Consider the following 17,046-nt stretch of genomic DNA (forward strand, 5'->3'; position numbering starts at 1 on the left):
GCTCATGCCCTCCTCTCCGAAAGGTCGATTTCGCGCGCAGGGGTCGACTCGACCGGGGTCGAATCCGGTTCGGCCTGGACCGGATGGGGTTTTGGCGGTGGCTCCTGGGATTCCACTGGTGCAGCCTCGGCCGGCCCTTCAGCCCCGCCGGCCATTCGGCGTAGCGAATGCGCGATCGAATTCATCGGGCTGGCGAAATCCGGAAACTGAACCAGTGCCAGCAACAGGGCTGCAATCCAGAACAGGTGATTGTGCGTGAACAGCGCGATCAGCGCCAGCACCCCCACCAATTGCAACTGGGTCTTGCTGGCCCCGTGCGCCAAGTGTTCGGGAAGGGCGTGCAGCCTGAGGTAAAGCAGGCCGATCAGGAAGATCATCAGGATGAGGAACGCGACCATCACGACGAAGAGAACATCCGTCTGCCCCGGGGGGGTGATGAATATCGGCAGATGATCGGTTGCCGCAGGATGCACTGCCGCTGCCATGCTCTTTTCTCCACCAGAAACGGGCAAGCACCTGATCAGGGAACGCCTGACGTGCCATGCTTCTTCCAGAAGCTGCAAGCAACAACTAGGGCGACGGGGCCGCGGAACAAGGAACCGCCGCGTCGGCGCAGGCGTGCCGATCTTTTCAATTTCCTGGTGGTCTCGATCCCGCGCCCGCGTGGGGAAGGCGGTGCCGGAAGCACCCTTTGTCCCTCCCCACAAGGGGGAGGGAATTGCCCCCTCATCCGGCCGCTGCGCGGCCACCTTCTCCCCGTGGGGGAGAAGAAAAACCGCCACCGTCACCGCCAGCCATTGGCGAGCTGCAGGGCAAACAGCATCATACCCTTGACGCGGGGCGCGGCCTCGGGGCCGAGCGGCACCTGGCAGTAGCTGGCGCGGCCCGTGGTCGGCGAGGCGCGGCAGCGCCCGAAATTGCGGCAGTCGCGCCGCTGGCAGCGATGATGCGCGCCCTCCATGGTGGCGGCGATGCTGACGCCGAGCACCAGCGCGTTGTGGAACGAGAGCGGCAGCTGGCCGTAGCCGGTGAGCTCGATCTCCTCGAGCGGTTTTTGTTCGTCGCGTTTGCTTTTCCTGCTCATGCAAAAGTCCTTTGCCGGTCGACGTGAAGGGGAAAAAACGCCAAGCGAAATCGCGCCCGCGCCTGAAAGGGCCGGGTTTTGTCGGGGGGAAGCGGACGCATGGCCTTGCGTCTGTCTGATGTGAGTGCGTGACGCGCAGCCATGCGTCCGCCAGCGCTCTTGCCCCGCTCAGTCGCCTCGGCATTTCCGCCGCCAGCCGCCGCAAGGCCCGGGCTTGGGGGCTCATCACCCAGCAGGGGCACCGTCTCCCCCGCCAGCCCGGACGCCGTCGCCCTCCCCAGGCATCCGGTTCATGACCCGGGTTCCCTGAGGGCGATGGGGGGATTATCGCTCAGGGTGGAAGGGGTGTGGAAAAAGAAATTTTTGCAGCGCGGGCGGAGAGGTCGCGGGCTTTTCGGAAAAGGCAGCGTTTTCAGATGGATGCGGCGAAGATGCGTGTTTAAAGGTGGGGCTCTTTCAGCTCGATCTGGAAGAATCTATCCACGCTGGGTCTTGCAGCATATGCAACAATCGAACTTTTTTATGAAAAATGTCCGAGAGAATTACTTGGATAGATGCATAATGAAATGAATTTCCGAGACCGACGCAAGTTCTCTGCGCTTGATGCAAATACAATTCCTAAGTAATTGTTAGAGGGGCGCCCTATGCGCTGTCATGTAGATCGCGCGCTCTGGCGAGCCGTTCGGCTTTCTCAACACAATCGATCCATAGGAGACGTTGAAGCTGGCCTGTTGAGGGCAGCTTCCCGCCAATTTATCCGGAAAACCGGACGCCAGCCCGTCCGCGCATCCAATCCTTGAATGCGCGGTAGGTCTTGCCCGCCTCGACTTGGCCGAGCGAGCTACGTGGTGCCTTGCCCCGATTCACATAAAGGCTCGAAGTGCTGATGTTATCAACGTAGGGATAGAGACCAAGGAACTCTTGCCCCTTGAACGTTTCGTCGGCCGTTCGGGCGATGGGAAATACAGCAATCGTGCCCTTAATCCCGTCGAAGTAGCCGAGCTCCCAAGGCATCCACTTCGAATCGGGCGAGTTGTTCGAATGCGCGTAGATAAGTGACTTCGACTGTTTCATGCGCGTTCGAAGTCGCTCAGCTGTCTCTGGCGTGACGTTCTCCCGATCCAGATGCGGGTCCTCAATCCAGTCAACGTAAACCGAAAGACCTTGCCCCTCCAAAATGACCTTGACGCCGAGGATGACCTCCGAGTCCTTGCTTGAATGGGATAGGAACACATCGAAGTTCTGAGTCGTCGAGGCGTTCGAGACGTCCTCCTTCAGGATCGCCCCGGCGCTTCTTGCGCGGGCGGTCATCCTTGAGCGTGCGACATTGCGCAACTCCGTCTCAGTGAAGAGCCCCATGGTCAATCCTTCAGAACAAGCTGGTACATCTTGCGCCGGTAGCGGATCAGTGCCTGGTTGACCCGCTCCATGTCTTCCTTCAGTTCCACATACTGCGGAAAGTTTGACTGTATCTGCTGCGGATCGAAGACAATGCTGCCTTCGTCCCCATCGTACTTCTTTAGCTCGCGCTCATGCCAATAACGAAAGCGAGCCTGCCACCGCGTCAGGTGCGGTCGCAGGCCCTCGTTCAGCACTTCGATCGAGAGCCTAATAATCGCCTGCGTGCTTGTGCGCTTAACTTGGTTGACTGGGACACCTTTCACGAGATCCCGCGTGACCGAGAAGAACGTGAACCACGAGTCATAGATCTCGGCGATCACGTCGTGCTCGAAGTCGATCGGCAATCCGATCTTCCTCGTGCTGAGTTCGACCCAAATCGCGTAGGCTATTTGCTTGTCGGTAAGGTTCGGTTTGAAACGGAATTTGTTGTTTCCGACACCGATCTCTGCCTGATCAATTTCGAAGCTTCGGAACGTGAATCCTCCCGACCACCATTTCCAAAACAAGAAGGTGACCGCGACCAGCATCAGCCCCAGGATCAGCCAGATACTGACCGTTAGCGTAAACGTCCACGCTGCTTGGTCCCAGGCTAACGTGAGGAGGGGGCTGGGCACAGACGGCGGAGTTGGTGGTAGCTCGGCCGTGTTCATTCAGAGGCACTGTTGATTGTAGCCGAAGCGTTCGCGTGGGTTTCGGATGTACTGCCGATGCGTATTCCGTTGAGCAAACGCCCACTCAATCGCGGACTCGAGCTGATTCAGTGTTTGCGGGTAGTCGATCCATCCCGCATAACTGCCGGCCTGACTAGGTTGCTCTAAATTTCTCTCGAACCGCTCTGGAAACTTGGTGAAAGTCGGCAGCTTGATGCCGAGCAGCCCGTTCGGAGTGATGGTCTCGCCAGACCTTAAGGATGCCTGGATTTCCCAATCGACATACCTGCGTGCCCAAGTGCACTGGCCAGCCATTACAATCGTGACAGTAGAGTCGCGTATGTAGTTCTCTCGGATGCAGGACATTACGTAGTCGGTGTTGCTGCTATTGATGATATCGTCTGGCATTTCGCCCAATCGCCGCACGATGAACACGTCATGAGCGTGATCGAAGGTGTCTACGAAATTTCTGACCGCGTGATCGTCGGCATGATGATAAGAAATGAAGCACTTGTGTCTTGGCATTTCCGTCCTGCGTCATCGAGATATGGCTGAACTTATGGGGAATCATACAAATAACCAAGCTATAATATACATGATCACAATCGTCGGCTTGAACAGGGAGGCTATCACTATAATGGTGTTGTCAACAACATTATCTAACGCGCAAGTGTCTTGATTTCCTGAAAGACACGGCCGCGCTTCTTCAGCAGGTAGGCCGCTATCGGCCCAGAGCAGTCGCTTCTCAGTGCACGCTTGGATGACCGCCCCTGCGGATTGTGCTTGCATTGAGCGTGGGGTACGTCGATCTCGGAAACTCAATTCAGTCCGTGTCGGGCTAAGTAACGCTAGCGGACTTTTCAATGAAGCCGGCGCTTGGTCGTCATCTGGCGGCGCTGCCTAGCGCCCGCGCCGCCTTGCACTCCACCCCGCGCCCCCAAACCCCCTCCGCCACCCGTCTTTCGCCGCTTCCCAAGATCATTGCGGTGGCCTGAAAATGCGTTTATATACGGGCCGAATTTCCCATTTTTGGTGGTCTTGATCCACCGCCCGCGTGAGGGACGCGGGCGAGCGAAGAGGATATATCGCATGGCCAATACGCTGCTTATGCCCAAGGCGACCGCCGTCTGGCTGGTCGACAATACCGCTCTGTCGTTCGACCAGATCGCGCAGTTCTGCTCGCTGCATCCGCTCGAGGTCAAGGCCATCGCCGACGGCGAATCGGCCCAGGGCATCAAGGGCATGGACCCGATCATGACCGGCCAGCTGACGCGCGCCGAGATCGCCAAGGGCGAGGCCGACATCAACCACCGCCTCAAGCTGTCGGACCCCAAGGTTCGCGTGCCCGAGACCAAGCGCAAGGGCCCGCGCTACACGCCGCTGTCCAAGCGCCAGGATCGCCCCAACGCCATCTACTGGCTGGTCAAGAACCATCCCGAGCTCAAGGACGCGCAGATCTCGCGCCTCGTCGGCACCACCAAGGCGACGATCGAGCAGATCCGCGAGCGCAAGCACTGGAACATGGCGACCTTGACGCCGCTCGACCCGGTGGCGCTTGGCCTGTGCTCGCAGATCGACCTCGACATCGAAGTGCAGCGCGCCTCGCGCGGCCGCGAAGCCCCGGCTCCGACCGGCGATACGCTGCTGCCGGCCGCGCTGACCGAGCGGCTGACACCTGTGGTGGAGAAGGACGAGGACAAGGAACTCGACGCCAACGCGGTGTTTGCCAAGCTGACCGCGCTGCGCGCCAAGAAGGAAGACCTGGACGAAGACGAGGAATAGTTTTTTCCCCGGCTCGTCGGAGAGACGAAACGAAAAAACCCGGCTTCTGGCCGGGTTTTTTGTTGGCATAGTTATGGGGTTATTCGCTCGCGACGAACTTCAGTATGCCGGCGATGCGCGGGCCACCGGGGTGGTCGGAAGGGTGGTTGACGCCGTCCATGACCGGGATCTCGGTGAAGTCGAAGGGGCTGACACCTTCGAGGATGGCGGCGTTGACGCCGTACTGGTTCTGGTTGGAGCGGCGCTGGTGGTGGGTGTAGATGCCGCATTTCGAGCAGAAATAGTGTTTCGCCGCCATGGTGTTGAACTGGTAGGTGGTGAGCGCCTCAGTGCCCGAGACGACATCGATGCCGCCGAGATCGGCCGACAGCGCGACCGCGCCCTTCATGCGGCAGTAGGAGCAGGTGCAGCGGCGCGCCGAGCGCAGGCCCTCGGAAAGCCTGACGCGCAGGCGCACCGTGCCGCAATGGCAGGCGCCATCGATTTCCTTGATATCCATGTTCATGCGTGCTGGTCCTTGCCGGCTGTCGTTGGGAAGCTCGGAGTAGCTGAGCCAGAGTCGGCGGCCTCCGGCAAGGTTTTGCCGACGACTGCTGCTTGTGCCAGGGACGGGGGAAAAAAGATCAGCCGCGCGAGGAGAGGTCGGGGGCGCTGAAATTTTCGCCGCGCTCGACGGAGCGGTAGTAGTCGACGAGAAGCTTGCCGCGTTCGGGCTTGAAGCTGCGGCCGGCCGCGGTGACGGAAGCGATGCGGTCGATGCGGAAGGCGCGGAAATCGTTGCGCATCTCGCACCAGGCGATCAGCGTCCAGACCTTGCCCCAGAACCACAGGCCGAGCGGGCGCACGTCGCGTGCCGAGCCGCGGCCGGCCTCGTCATTGTAGTCGAGGCTGAGCACCTGGCGTTTCTCTGTGGCGCGCTCGATCAGGTCGATCGCCTCGCGGTCGGCGTCGGAGACCACCCACATCGGCGTGTGGATCTCGGTGCGGGCGATGCGCTCCCGTTCCTGCTCGGGCAGCACTGCGCCGATCTTGACCAGCGCCTCGTCGGCGGCGCGCGCCATGGCCGCCCCGCCGAAGGCGCGGACCATGCGGGCGCCGGCGACGAGGGCAACGATTTCATCGCGTGTGAACATCAGCGGCGGAAGGTCGAAACCCTCCCTCATCAGATAGCCCACCCCGGCCTCGCCATCGATCGGCACACCCGTCGACTGCAGGTCGGCGATGTCGCGGTAGATCGTGCGTTCGGACACCTCGAGCCAGGCACTGAGCTTCTGCGCGGTGACCAGGCGGCCGCCGCGAAGATGCTGCACGATCTGGAACAGCCTGTCGGCTCGTCTCATAGGTAACCCTCGATGCTTCCTCCGGCGCGCTGCCCGCCCTGCAGCGTCCCGGTCATCATACCATCGCACGGGGCTCCTGACAGCATCCTGTCAGGAGTGGTCGCCATGCTCGCGCGCGAACATGGCGGGCAGGCGTGTCAGTTGCCGCCGGCGCGGCGGCCGATGAAGCGGTCGGGCCAGCCGATGTCCTTGCGGATGTCAGTCGGCAGTGAGTCCATGAAGCGGATGGTGCGGACCTCGTTGTGCATGGTCCTGACCTTGCCGGCATAGTGCCGGATGGCGCGAAAGATGCCGGGCCGGAACGTGGTCATGGTGAATCCTCCAGATCTTTTGTCGGGAGGACTATCGCACAGCCCTGCTGACAGCCCTCTGTCAGGAGTGGGTGCATTGTTTGCGTCAGGGCTTGACCGGCACCGTGTGATTGAGCGCAAGGCGCCCGCCATCGGCGAAAATGGTCTGGCCGGTGATGTAGCTGGCGTCGTCGGAGGCGAGGAAGGTGGCGATCGCGGCGATCTCCTCCGGCCGGCCGAGGCGGCCGAGCGGGGTGCGCGACAGGATCCGGTTTTTCGCTGCCGGATCGGCATTGACGCGCGACAGCCTGTCGGTGGTGATCGAGCCCGGACCGATGGCGTTGACGCGGATGCCAAAGGGCGCGAGCGCCAGCGCCATGACTGTGGTCAGTTGGGCGACACCGCCTTTCGAGACCGAATAGGGCACCTGGTCGGCAATCGCGACCACCGCATTGACCGACGACATGTTGACGATGGCGCCGGGGGCGCCGCCGGCCTTGACCCGCTCGACCATGAAGCGCGCCACAGCCTGACTGGTTAGAAACGCGCCCTTGAGATTGACACCAAGGACCCGGTCGAAATCGTCCTCGGCGAGATCGAGGAAATCGGCCTTGTGGTCGATGCCGGCGTTGTTGACCAGGATATCGACTTCGCCGAAGCTTTCGATGGCGGCGGCGACGAGATTGTGCACGTCGAGGCGCCCGGCGACATTGGTGCGCACGAAGCGCACCTCGCCGAGCTTGGCAAGTTCGGCTTCTGCGACAATGCCCTGTTCCTGATTGATGTCGGCGATGGCGACGCGAGCGCCCTCGCGGACAAAGCGCTCGGCGATGGCGTAGCCGATGCCGGTGGCGCCGCCCGTGACGATCGCCGTCCTGCCGTCGAGCTTCATGTTCCGCTCCCGTGATGGGTGCATGGACGAGTCTCGTCTGAAGAGTGGGCGCGAGGGGCGGCGCGGTCAACGGGCTGCGGAGGGGTGGGGGTATGAGGCCAGCCAAACCACTCGAAACAATGGCCTGCCCGAAAGGGAAAGTGATGGCGAGCACGCTGCGCCCTTGCCGGCGATCACACCGATGTATAGAATACCCCCCTATCCTATGTGAGGCCGCCATGTCCCATACCGTCAAGGAAAAGTCGAAGCTGCTGGCCCGCGTGCGGCGGATCAAGGGCCAGGTCGAGGCGATCGAGCGGGCGCTGGAGGCCGAGCTCGGCTGTGCCGACGTGCTGCAGCTGGTGGCGTCGGTGCGCGGGGCAGTTGGCGGACTGACGGCGGAATTGATGGAAGACCATGTCCGCAACCACGTGCTCGACCCGCTCGACCCGGCGGACCGCCGGCGCGGCGGCGAGGAACTGCTCGACGTCATCAGGACCTATCTGAAATGACCCACACCCATATGCATCCCCATTCCCACGGTCATGACCACCATCATGACCATCCGCAAGAACCCGTCGCGGCCGCGCACGGCCACGTCTTCCTCGGCGAGGGCCATGACCGCAACGCCCGGCGGACGATGTTCGTGATCGCGCTGACTGCGGCGATGATGGTGGTGGAGATCGTTGCCGGCACGATCTATGGCTCGATGGCGCTGGTGGCCGATGGCTGGCACATGTCGACCCATGCGACGGCGATGGCAATCGCAGCGAGCGCCTATGTGTTCGCGCGGCGTCAGGCGCACAATCCGCGCTTCACCTTCGGCACCGGCAAGGTCGGCGACCTCGCCGCCTTCGCCAGCGCCGTGATCCTGGCGATCGTGGCCGTTTTCATCGGCTGGGAGAGCTTTGGCCGGCTCTTGAGCCCGGTGCATATCAATTTCCCGGAGGCGATCATCATCGCGGTGGCGGGCCTTGCGGTGAACCTCGCCAGCGCCTGGCTGCTGCGCGACGGCGGCGACGGCCATGACCACGGACACGCGCACGGCCACCATCACGGCCATGGCGGGCACGACAACAATCTGCGCGCCGCCTATACGCATGTGCTGGCCGACGCGCTGACGTCAGTGCTTGCCATCTCGGCGCTGTTCATGGGTGCGGTCTATGGCTGGCTGTGGCTCGACCCAGTGATGGGCATCGTCGGCGCGGTGGTGATCGCGCGCTGGTCATGGACGCTGATCCGCGACGCCGGCCGGGTGCTGGTCGACTATGTGCCTGTGGGCGAGGACCTTCCGGCGGAAATCCGCGAGGCGGTGGAGACCGACAGGGACGTCATCACCGACCTGCATGTCTGGCAGGTGGGCCCGGGCCACCACGCGGCGATCGTGGCGCTGAAGTCGAGCGCACCGGCGACGCCCGAGGCCTACAAGTCGAAGCTCGCCCATCTCCACGACTTGTCGCATGTGACCATCGAGGTGCAGCCGGCGTAGGGTTTTGCCGATTTGGCTGATGGCGTCTGCTTTCGACCATTGCTGCCAGCTATGGTGAGCCTGGCAGCTGGATCGGAAAGAGGCTGCCGCATGCGGCAGCCTCCGGTCTCGCGAACAGGATTGTCAGCCCGTCCATCCGTAGCGCCGATCCAGCTTGGAAAGCTGGCTCGTGAAGCCCGCCTTCTGCATCTCCGTGGTCTGGGCATCATGCATCGGGCTCAGCGTGACGATCATGCGGACATTTCCATCGCCGGCAGGAATGAAATCCACCACCATCCTGCTGTCATAGGGTTTCACGCCCGGCAGGAAGTCGATCGCCTGTGTCAGGACGAACCGCTCATGGGGGCGAAATTCCGAAAAGCTGCCCCTGCATTCCGTGGATGTGGGTTGGCCCATTTGCTTCATCCTGGCCACCATCTCCGGAGTGTCGGCGACCATGGCATAATGCAGCGCTCCACCAAGACGGGCCTCGATCCTGACTACATCGGCCCGGAACCCTACCGGCCCCCACCAGGATTCGAAGCCATCCTTGGTCGTCCATAGTTCCCAGAGTTCCCGCGGATCAGCCCTGTACTTGCGTTCGATCACGATGCTCGACTGAATCTGATCCATCATTCTTCCTCACTCCTCTTTTCATTGCGTTGTTTCTGTCGGGCCTCCAGGGCTTCGCCGAAGCGATCGAGCCGCTCCTCCCAAAGTCCGCGATATTGGGTGAGCCATTCGTCAAGCTCCCGAAAAGGGGTCGGTACCAGGGAATACAGGCGTCGCTGGCCGTCGGGCCGCATCGTCACAAAGCCGGCCTCGTGCAGGATACGAAGATGTCGGGACACGCCCGACTGATGAATTCCCACCTCCTCGACAAGATCGTTCACCTGCCGCTCGCCGCGCCTCAGCGCATCGAGCACCCGGCGACGGGTCGGATCAGCAAGAGTCTGGAACGTGTCTATATGCATGATAGTGTATATGCATGTAGGTGCACCTAATGTCAAGAGCCGCAGGGGGGGGGCGACAGGCGCCCGAGGCCTGCAAGTCGAAGCTCGCCCACATCCACGACCTGTTGCATGTGACCATCGAGGTGCGGCCGGCGCAGGATTTTGCGCTGGTGGCCGGAGGCGCGGGGCAGTTGCTTTCCAACATGGACGGCCGTGCGCTCCATGTTGGCTGTTCGCACGGGGCTTCTGCGCGTCTGGCCCGGCGATCGCCAGCACCCGGCAATGCCGGCCAGTTAAAGCCGGCTTGACGCGAAATTTCCAGAGCTGTTAGAGGTTAATAGATAGTTGCCGTTTAGTAATACTTTGATTCGTTTGAGATAAAGCGCCTGCGCAATACTCCCGGGGGAAATAGATGAAGACGAAGCGGTTCGCGGCTCTGCCGACGATCGTGGCCATTGCCGTGGCTGCACATCCGAACATGGCGCAGGCGATCGATCGCACCGTTGCGGACGGGCAGACCGAAACCGCGACGCAAACTCTGACGGGATTCGGTGACACGCTGTCCATCGAGGCCGGGGGCGCGGTTTCCACAAATGGCGGCGCGGTGGTGATGGATGCGGCCAATCAGACGCTCACCAACCGCGGCACGATCGATACCGATGGCACATCCGCCTATGGGGTGCATTCAACCGCAATCAACGCCGAAGTGGCCAATTTCAGTGGCATCATCACCTATGCCGATTGCGCTTACGGCATCTATTCCGTGGCCGACTATTTCGCCATTATCAACAATGGCACCATTTCGACCCGTGGCAATGCGGGGTCGTATGGCATTTATGTCGAATATGCCGACCATGCGGCCATCACCAACAACGGCCTGATAGACACCATTGGCGATACGGCCAACGGCATTACGCTCTGGGGCTCGCACGCGCGCATCACCAATAACGGCACGCTGACGACAAGTGGCGCGAACGCGATCGGCATCTACGCCTGGCACGACTTCGCCGAAAACAGCCAGAACGTACTAACCAATACCGGGACGATCCGCACGACCGGAACAGGCTCGCAGGCGATCTATGCCAATGCCACCGGCATGACCGTGATCAATAGCGGCAGGGTGGCAAGCCGGCACGCTGAAGCCTTTTACATGGGGCAAGCGGACCAGATGCTGACGCTGTTGGCGGGCTCTGTCATCGAAGGGGGCATTCGGTTCGATCAAGCCGGATCGGCGACGCTCAACATCGGCCGGGGGCTGGACGCAAGGCTCACTCTCGACGGAATTCCTGATACCATCGACACCAATGGGCAAGCCTATGTGCTCGATGGCAATGTCCTGACGGTGGTCTCGTCCGAGGCGAACCGCGCAGGCGGTACGGCTGCCGCGGTAACGAGCGATGCAGTTGCCAGTGCGCTTCGCAGCCATATCAGCCGGAGCCGCCAGGGCCAGTCTGGCGGCGGCGCCGCGCCCCTCGGCTATGCTCCGACACCCGCCGCACCGGATTTCCCTGAATTTGCACCGAGCGACGATTTCAGCATGTGGACCAGCGCCTATGGCGCGGTTTCCTCCCCCAGGGGAGGCAAGGCCGGCGTGCGGACAGGTCAGGGCGGCGGGCTTTTCGGCTTCGATGCACGCCTTTCCGAAGAGCGGCTGGTGGGGCTGTTTGGCGGCCTTGGCCATGGCGTCGTGCGCGCGGACAATGGCTCCAAAGTCGAGACCACGACGCTCGTCGGCGGCGGCTACGGCTCGTTCGGTTTCGGACCGGGCTTCGTGGACGTCAATGCCGCCATTGGCGCCACGTTCAACAAGAGCAACCGCAAGATCGTCAACAACGTTGTGGCCGGTGGCCTGGAGACGGCAGATGGCGATTACGGCGGGATCTTCATCAGCCCGTCCGTGACCGTCGGTCTCGATCATGATCTGGGAACTGCCCGACTGACGCCAAGCATATCGCTTCTTTATGCGGGCATTTATCAGAACGGTTACACCGAGACCGGCTCGACCGCCAATCTGACGCTCGAATCCCAGACCACGCATGTGTTCACTGCGCGTGGCGAAATCGAACTCGGCACGCTCAAGCTTGACGAAATGGCCGGTGGCTGGAGTGGTAGTGTCAGGCTGGGCGCGGAAGGCACGCTCACCGATGGCAGTGCAACGAGCGCATCGCTGCTCGGCAGCGCGCTGAACCTCGCCGGTTCCACATCCACGGAAGCGCGCGGTTTTGTCGGCATGGATTTTGGCTTTACCCGAGGCGGATATGACTTCTCCACCAAGGGCGAAGTCGGCTACAGCACGGCAGGCGTCCTTTCCGCCAGCATCCAGGGCGGCATTGGCATGCGCTTCTAGATTTTTCGGCAGGCGCCAACGCGGCGCCGGCCGTTCGTCAAGGGCCCAGGCGACGGGCAAGGAAGACGTCAGCGCTGCTCTTTACGGCAGGGTCACATTCCGCCTCCGGCTGGCAGAAGCGGGCTGACCGGAGACCACCCATTGCCGCCATTCCTCATCCATTTTGAAGCCGCGCCCGGCAGCTACCTGTTCATGTCGGCCAGGGCGTCGCGCATGGCGGTGCTGGTGATGCCGAACACGCCGCCGTAGGGCGTGTCGAGGTCGACGATGGCGAACATCACGCTGGAGATGGCGACGACCCCGATGCCCAAGACAATGGCGCCCAGCAGGCGCTGCTGGATCTGAAGCCCGAAGCTGAAGAAGACGAGCACCAGCCAAAAGCTTAAAATTCCGCTGAACCAGCCAGGCGAGCTTCCGATTGCGTCCTCGATGACCGCCCAGCGGCTTTCCTGCACCAGGGCATAATCGGCTCGGCATCTTGCAGCGATGTTCGCATGCGATGCATCGCTCGGCGCTGCGGTGTCGATCATCAGGCCGACATCATTCATCAGTGCGCCCAACGTGGCGTCTTCGCCGCGGAGCGCCATGTTGCTGGTATCGGGCATGCCGGCGACTTCAGGCAAAGGCTCGCGCGGCCATGTGCTGGCGATCACGGCGGCCGTGTATTGCCGCAGCCTGCTGCGTGCCGGCTCCATCGCCGGGCCAAAGTCTCGCAGGCACTGGTCGAGACGCGCCAGCTTGGCGGCATAGACCGAGCGATCCTTGTCGGCTGCGTCGAAGCCGGCCCTTGCCGTAGACAATTGCAGCCCGAGGACCAGGGCGGCAAAGGTGACGAGAAGTCCCGTCACGAGCCCAACCGCCTCCATGTTCTCTTTCGAAAGATGGTCCTCATGGAGATGGGTGCGCAGGATCGTTCCGCCGATCGCGCTCAAGCTAAACAGCGTTAAAAACCCCAGCCCGTACAGGAATTCCATGGTGCAATCTGGCCAAAGAACTGCTTGAGTCCGGAAGTCGCAGACTATCATCGCCCTAGCGCGGCGACGCTCGCGGGCAAGTGTGGCCGAAATCACAGGTGCAGTCCACCAGGGGACAAGACTTCGGGCCGCCGGTTGCGGTCGTTCATCTATCCGCGCCTGCGAAATGCGGGGGGCATGTCCGAGACGGACCGGTTCACATCCTCACGCCGGGCAAGGCGCTGGCCTGCTCGACCCAACAGGAGAATTGCCGCTCGTCTAGTGGATGATCCTCGAAGATGTCGAGATAGCGCACCTCCGCCTGCTTCGAGGTGCCTGGCGGGAGCGGGGACAGCGACGCGCCGCGAAAGAACGCGACCTTGACGTATCTGGTGAGGCAATGGAACCCAAGGAACCAGGTTCCCTCCTGGAGGCCGTACAGCGGCGAGTTCCACTTCACGGCCTTGGCCACATCAGGCACCGCTTCGGAGACGAGAGCGTCGATGCGGCGTCCGACGCCAGATTTCCAGCCCGGCATGGCGTCGATATAGGCCTGCACGACGGCATCGCCATAGCCCTTGGCGATCTGCGGGTTGCCGCCGGCCAGGAGTTTGGGCGCCGCAAGATCCTTGGGGGCCATTATACGTGGCCCTTTGGGGCCGTCGCTCCGACCCGCTGCCCGCGCAGATAGGGCAGGAAGAACATGTAGATCCCGGTCGGCAAAAGCACGGCGAGCGGAGGCAGGGGCAGATAGTAGAACCATTCGGGCAGGGTGGTGATGGCCATGCCGGCAAAGATCGAGGCAACGGCCAGGCTGAAGGCGAGGGACGTCCAGCGGTGGATGGTCCGGATCAACGAGGTCATTCCAACACTCCGTTATTCGATCGATGGCCGCGGGCGACCTGGCGTCAGTCCAGTCTCGAGGCGACTTCGCCCAGCTGGGCGATGAAGCGCGGCCAGCCGACGGTTGCGCCCTGGAAATAGGACTTCTGCTCCGTGGTAAAACCGCGCTGCTCCATGCGCAGGCTGGTGCCGGTAGCGGTGGGGGCGAGCGTCCAGGTGACGATGCTGCGCAAGTCCTTGGTGTCCCAGCGGTAGGAGAGCGAGCGGTTGGTCTCGACCGTTTGAACCTCGCAATCGACCTTTCCCCAATCGGCGGAAAGGGTGAACCGGTGGCCGGCCTCCGGGCTGAAGTTGTTGCTCATCAGCCATTCGGCAATCAGATGCGGTTGGGTGAGCGCGCGCCAGATCTTGCTTGGCGGATAGGGAAAATCGCGCTCGACCACGACGGCGCGTGTTGCTTCAGTCGTTTCGGTCATTGGTCCATCCTCTTGAGCAGATTGTCGAGATCGTCGAAGCGGTCGTGCCAGAAACCGGTCATCTGGCTTGTCCAGTCGATCAGCGGCGCAAGGGCTTCGCGCTCAGCGCTGTAGTAGGTGTAGCGGCCTTCGTGCCGGTCGCGCACAAGCCCCGCGGCCTTCAGGATCTTGAGATGTTTGGAGACCACCGGCTGCGAGACGCCGGCCTCGGCCAACAAGCCCACGACTGATGTATCCCCCTTCCGGCAGAGGCGCTCGAAGAGCCCTCGGCGCGTGGGGTCGGAAAGTGCCCTGAAAACTGCGTCCTGAAGATCAGACATAACTCATACCCATTTGACTATGTAATGACACATAGCCAATTGGGTATTGAATTGTCAATGCGAAGAGGTGCGCGACTGATGGCGCCTGCTCTCGACCCAGCCCTGACGCCGCTGTAACCTTTCAGGCATTGCTGGCGGAACGTCAGGTGGTGCAAGCGCATTCCATGATCGCACCACCGAGCCGCCTTCGAGTGCGACGAAAACCGGGACGGAATGGGTTTTGAACGCGAGAGGACAAGCGATGACAACCGCCAAGAACACGATCTGCCTATGGTACGACAAGGACGCCGAGGCTGCGGCCCGCTTCTACGCCGAGACTTTTCCTGATAGCACCGTGAGTGCGGTCCATCGTGCTCCCGGCGACTACCCGTCCGGCAAGGCGGGCGACGTGCTGACGGTCGAATTCACCGTTGCCGGCATCCCCTGTCTCGGCCTCAATGGCGGGCCGATGTTCAAGCATTCCGAGGCCTTTTCGTTCCAGATCGCCACTGACGACCAGCAAGAGACCGACCGCTACTGGGACGCCATCGTCCGCAATGGCGGCCAGGAAAGCGCCTGCGGCTGGTGCAAAGACAAATGGGGCATCTCCTGGCAGATCACGCCGCGCGTGCTGACCGAGGCGCTGGCCGCCGGCGGCGATGAAGCGAAACGCGCGTTCGAGGCAATGATGGATATGAAGAAAATCGACGTCGCCGCGATCGAGGCGGCCCGGCGCGGCTGACGGCCCCACGGACTTGTGGCCCCCAGGCGGATATCGCATGGGGGCGGGCGGCACGAGCCCGCGGTAGCTCACGCAGGACTGGAAGTAGTGTATAGTTGGTCGGTCTTACGCTGCCTCCGCATGTTGCCGGGCAGGAGTTGAACCAATGGCCGATGCCAGATCGAAGCTTCGACGGGACAGCATGCCGCCGCTGCCAGTCGATGGGCCTTCAGGCTCGGCAGCATCATATTCTCCGGCTGCAGGCTACTTGGCCGCGTTTGCATTGGTGGCCGTTGCAACGGCCCTTGCCGTCAGCGTCGACTTCGGGGTGAAGGTTCCAAACCTCTCGCTGATGTTTGTGGTGCCAGTGGTCATTGCCGGCGTTGCCTTCGGCCTGGGTCCTTCGCTCTGCGCGGCCGTACTTGGCGCCTTGGCCTACAATTTCTTCCTGACCGAGCCTCGCTACTCGCTCGAGGTCAAGGATCCGGCAAACATCTGGGCGATCGGGCTGCTTTTCCTGGTGGGCCTTATCACGAGCGGCGTTGCCTATACATCCGGGCGGCGGGCGGCCGAGGCGGCGCTGCTGAGACGGCAGGCGATGGTGCTGCAAGACTACAGCCGCGACGTCGTGGCGGCCGACGACACGGAGACGGTCGTCTCGCTTACCTCCAAAGCTCTGGCTGCGCTCTTTCATGTTCCTGCGGTGGTGTTGCTCGTTGCGGAGGGGAAACTGGTTTCGGTCAGGAAGACAGCCATCGGAGCAGAACTGCAGCAGGCTGAGATCGAGGCGGCGCTGTCGTCATTGGCGGCGGGGACTGTCGTGCGTGCCGGAATATATCCGGCCGTGGCCTCGCGCTTCGACTTTTGGCCGGCGGCGACGGCGACGGGTCCGTCTGCCGTCATTGGACTGGCGTTCGATCCCGACGAACGCCCTTCGACGCCTGACATGTCGGTCGATGTCGTCAGGAGTGTTTTGGGGCTGGCGCTCGAGCGCCGGTTGGTTGAGCGCTGAACGCGAGAGCGCGATCCTCAAGCCATTGGTAGCCGCTCTTGCGAGATGCCGTGTCCCTGTTGCAGAACAGGGCATGTCCAAGACCACGCCCGCCACGCTCGCCCTTTCCCGAAGCGGAGTCCCGTTTGCGCTCGCGACCTACGACTACGATGCCGGTGCCGAGCGGGTCGGGCTGCAGGCGGCGGAGGCGATGGGGGTTTCGCCTGATATCGTGCTCAAGACGCTGATGGTCGAGGTCGACGGCAAGCCGGCCTGCGTGGTGGTGCCCTCCGACCAGCAGGTCAACATGAAGAAGGTCGCGGCTGCCTTCGGCGCCAAGTCGGCGCAGATGATGAAGCCCGCCGACGCAGAGCGGCTAACCGGCTACAAGGTCGGCGGCATCAGTCCCTTTGGCCAGCGCAAGCAGGTGCCGACCGCTGTCGAGGAAATGGCGACGCTGGAGGACGAGGTCTACCTCAACGGCGGCCAGAGGGGCCTGCAGATCCGCATGCGCCCGGACGATCTCGTCCGGGCACTTGGCGCCAGGGCCGCCGACCTTATCCGCTAGTGCATGATC

The 17,046-nt window shown here is 62.2% G+C and carries 24 protein-coding genes; 8 read left to right on the forward strand and 16 right to left on the reverse strand.

Translation table 11 applies throughout. The features are described from left to right. Window positions 1-2 precede the first annotated feature (2 nt). The 5 genes from ABSY17_RS05325 to ABSY17_RS05345 form a co-directional block, all read right to left on the reverse strand. Window positions 3-485, reverse strand: coding sequence for a hypothetical protein (locus tag ABSY17_RS05325; protein ID WP_378952438.1), 483 nt, complete (start codon window positions 483-485; stop codon window positions 3-5). Window positions 486-784: 299 nt separating this feature from the next. Continuing rightward, complete coding sequence (locus ABSY17_RS05330) at window positions 785-1,084, reverse strand: hypothetical protein (protein WP_378947609.1); 300 nt, start codon at window positions 1,082-1,084, stop codon at window positions 785-787. Between the two features lie 753 nt (window positions 1,085-1,837). Further along, window positions 1,838-2,443 carry a TIR domain-containing protein gene (locus tag ABSY17_RS05335; protein WP_378947612.1) on the reverse strand — a complete coding sequence of 202 codons (606 nt, stop codon included), beginning with the start codon at window positions 2,441-2,443 and terminating at the stop codon, window positions 1,838-1,840. Between the two features lie 2 nt (window positions 2,444-2,445). Beyond that, window positions 2,446-3,135 (reverse strand): hypothetical protein, encoded by a 690-nt coding sequence (locus tag ABSY17_RS05340; protein ID WP_378947614.1) that lies wholly within the window; start codon window positions 3,133-3,135, stop codon window positions 2,446-2,448. Continuing rightward, window positions 3,136-3,660 carry a TIR domain-containing protein gene (locus ABSY17_RS05345; protein ID WP_378947617.1) on the reverse strand — a complete coding sequence of 175 codons (525 nt, stop codon included), beginning with the start codon at window positions 3,658-3,660 and terminating at the stop codon, window positions 3,136-3,138. Window positions 3,661-4,224: 564 nt separating this feature from the next. Between ABSY17_RS05345 and ABSY17_RS05350 the strand changes: the two genes are divergently transcribed. Next, entirely contained in the window at window positions 4,225-4,917 is a 693-nt protein-coding gene (locus ABSY17_RS05350; protein WP_378947620.1) for a DUF1013 domain-containing protein, read from the forward strand. A 79-nt stretch (window positions 4,918-4,996) separates the two neighbouring features. Here ABSY17_RS05350 and ABSY17_RS05355 read toward each other — a convergent pair whose 3' ends face one another. From ABSY17_RS05355 to ABSY17_RS05370, 4 genes are all read right to left on the reverse strand, one after another. After that, window positions 4,997-5,422: a GFA family protein gene (locus ABSY17_RS05355; protein ID WP_378947623.1), complete on the reverse strand. Its 426-nt coding sequence runs from the start codon at window positions 5,420-5,422 to the stop codon at window positions 4,997-4,999. A gap of 118 nt (window positions 5,423-5,540) precedes the next feature. Next, the gene (locus ABSY17_RS05360) at window positions 5,541-6,257 is read right to left on the reverse strand and encodes a helix-turn-helix transcriptional regulator (RefSeq protein ID WP_378947626.1); all 717 of its coding nucleotides are present in this window, start codon (window positions 6,255-6,257) and stop codon (window positions 5,541-5,543) included. 137 nt (window positions 6,258-6,394) lie between these two features. Next, a complete protein-coding gene (locus ABSY17_RS05365) occupies window positions 6,395-6,568 on the reverse strand; it encodes a hypothetical protein (RefSeq protein WP_378947629.1) in 174 nt (57 codons plus the stop codon). 85 nt (window positions 6,569-6,653) lie between these two features. Next, complete coding sequence (locus ABSY17_RS05370) at window positions 6,654-7,439, reverse strand: SDR family NAD(P)-dependent oxidoreductase (protein WP_378947632.1); 786 nt, start codon at window positions 7,437-7,439, stop codon at window positions 6,654-6,656. Between the two features lie 218 nt (window positions 7,440-7,657). Here ABSY17_RS05370 and ABSY17_RS05375 point away from each other — a divergent pair, with 218 nt between their 5' ends. Next, complete coding sequence (locus tag ABSY17_RS05375; RefSeq protein WP_378947635.1) at window positions 7,658-7,930, forward strand: metal/formaldehyde-sensitive transcriptional repressor; 273 nt, start codon at window positions 7,658-7,660, stop codon at window positions 7,928-7,930. A gap of 11 nt (window positions 7,931-7,941) precedes the next feature. Beyond that, window positions 7,942-8,907 (forward strand): CDF family Co(II)/Ni(II) efflux transporter DmeF, encoded by a 966-nt coding sequence (dmeF, locus tag ABSY17_RS05380; protein WP_378952441.1) that lies wholly within the window; start codon window positions 7,942-7,944, stop codon window positions 8,905-8,907. A gap of 123 nt (window positions 8,908-9,030) precedes the next feature. Here the strand turns inward: dmeF and ABSY17_RS05385 are convergent, their stop codons facing one another. Together ABSY17_RS05385 and ABSY17_RS05390 are read right to left on the reverse strand one after the other, a co-directional pair. Then, a complete protein-coding gene (locus ABSY17_RS05385) occupies window positions 9,031-9,522 on the reverse strand; it encodes an SRPBCC domain-containing protein (protein WP_378947638.1) in 492 nt (163 codons plus the stop codon). Next, window positions 9,519-9,860 (reverse strand): ArsR/SmtB family transcription factor, encoded by a 342-nt coding sequence (locus tag ABSY17_RS05390; protein WP_378947640.1) that lies wholly within the window; start codon window positions 9,858-9,860, stop codon window positions 9,519-9,521. Before ABSY17_RS05390 ends, ABSY17_RS05385 begins: the two co-directional genes overlap by 4 nt. 29 nt (window positions 9,861-9,889) lie before the next feature. On the opposite strand from ABSY17_RS05390, the gene ABSY17_RS05395 reads away from it, so the two are divergent. Both ABSY17_RS05395 and ABSY17_RS05400 read left to right on the forward strand, forming a co-directional pair. Beyond that, window positions 9,890-10,147: a hypothetical protein gene (locus ABSY17_RS05395; RefSeq protein ID WP_378947643.1), complete on the forward strand. Its 258-nt coding sequence runs from the start codon at window positions 9,890-9,892 to the stop codon at window positions 10,145-10,147. 104 nt (window positions 10,148-10,251) lie between these two features. After that, complete coding sequence (locus ABSY17_RS05400; protein WP_378947646.1) at window positions 10,252-12,186, forward strand: autotransporter domain-containing protein; 1,935 nt, start codon at window positions 10,252-10,254, stop codon at window positions 12,184-12,186. A 182-nt stretch (window positions 12,187-12,368) separates the two neighbouring features. On the opposite strand, the gene ABSY17_RS05405 is transcribed toward ABSY17_RS05400, so the two are convergent. From ABSY17_RS05405 to ABSY17_RS05425, 5 genes are all read right to left on the reverse strand, one after another. Then, entirely contained in the window at window positions 12,369-13,118 is a 750-nt protein-coding gene (locus ABSY17_RS05405; protein ID WP_378947648.1) for a hypothetical protein, read from the reverse strand. Between the two features lie 238 nt (window positions 13,119-13,356). After that, on the reverse strand, window positions 13,357-13,779 hold the full coding sequence (locus tag ABSY17_RS05410; protein WP_378947652.1) for a DUF1801 domain-containing protein: 423 nt from the start codon (window positions 13,777-13,779) through the stop codon (window positions 13,357-13,359). Continuing rightward, a complete protein-coding gene (locus ABSY17_RS05415; RefSeq protein ID WP_378947655.1) occupies window positions 13,779-14,003 on the reverse strand; it encodes a hypothetical protein in 225 nt (74 codons plus the stop codon). Before ABSY17_RS05415 ends, ABSY17_RS05410 begins: the two co-directional genes overlap by 1 nt. A 44-nt stretch (window positions 14,004-14,047) precedes the next feature. Next, on the reverse strand, window positions 14,048-14,458 hold the full coding sequence (locus ABSY17_RS05420; RefSeq protein WP_378947658.1) for an SRPBCC domain-containing protein: 411 nt from the start codon (window positions 14,456-14,458) through the stop codon (window positions 14,048-14,050). Further along, window positions 14,455-14,778: an ArsR/SmtB family transcription factor gene (locus tag ABSY17_RS05425; protein ID WP_378947661.1), complete on the reverse strand. Its 324-nt coding sequence runs from the start codon at window positions 14,776-14,778 to the stop codon at window positions 14,455-14,457. The genes ABSY17_RS05420 and ABSY17_RS05425 overlap by 4 nt, the downstream gene beginning before the upstream one ends. Window positions 14,779-15,019: 241 nt before the next feature. Between ABSY17_RS05425 and ABSY17_RS05430 the strand changes: the two genes are divergently transcribed. The 3 genes from ABSY17_RS05430 (at window position 15,020) to ybaK (ending at window position 17,037) form a co-directional block, all read left to right on the forward strand. Beyond that, window positions 15,020-15,499, forward strand: coding sequence for a VOC family protein (locus ABSY17_RS05430; protein ID WP_378947663.1), 480 nt, complete (start codon window positions 15,020-15,022; stop codon window positions 15,497-15,499). A gap of 247 nt (window positions 15,500-15,746) precedes the next feature. After that, window positions 15,747-16,490 carry a DUF4118 domain-containing protein gene (locus ABSY17_RS05435; protein ID WP_378947666.1) on the forward strand — a complete coding sequence of 248 codons (744 nt, stop codon included), beginning with the start codon at window positions 15,747-15,749 and terminating at the stop codon, window positions 16,488-16,490. Between the two features lie 73 nt (window positions 16,491-16,563). Beyond that, window positions 16,564-17,037, forward strand: coding sequence for a Cys-tRNA(Pro) deacylase (ybaK, locus tag ABSY17_RS05440; protein WP_378947668.1), 474 nt, complete (start codon window positions 16,564-16,566; stop codon window positions 17,035-17,037). Window positions 17,038-17,046 lie beyond the last annotated feature (9 nt).

This window comes from Mesorhizobium sp. ANAO-SY3R2, from assembly GCF_042466635.1.
GTDB lineage: Bacteria > Pseudomonadota > Alphaproteobacteria > Rhizobiales > Rhizobiaceae > Aminobacter.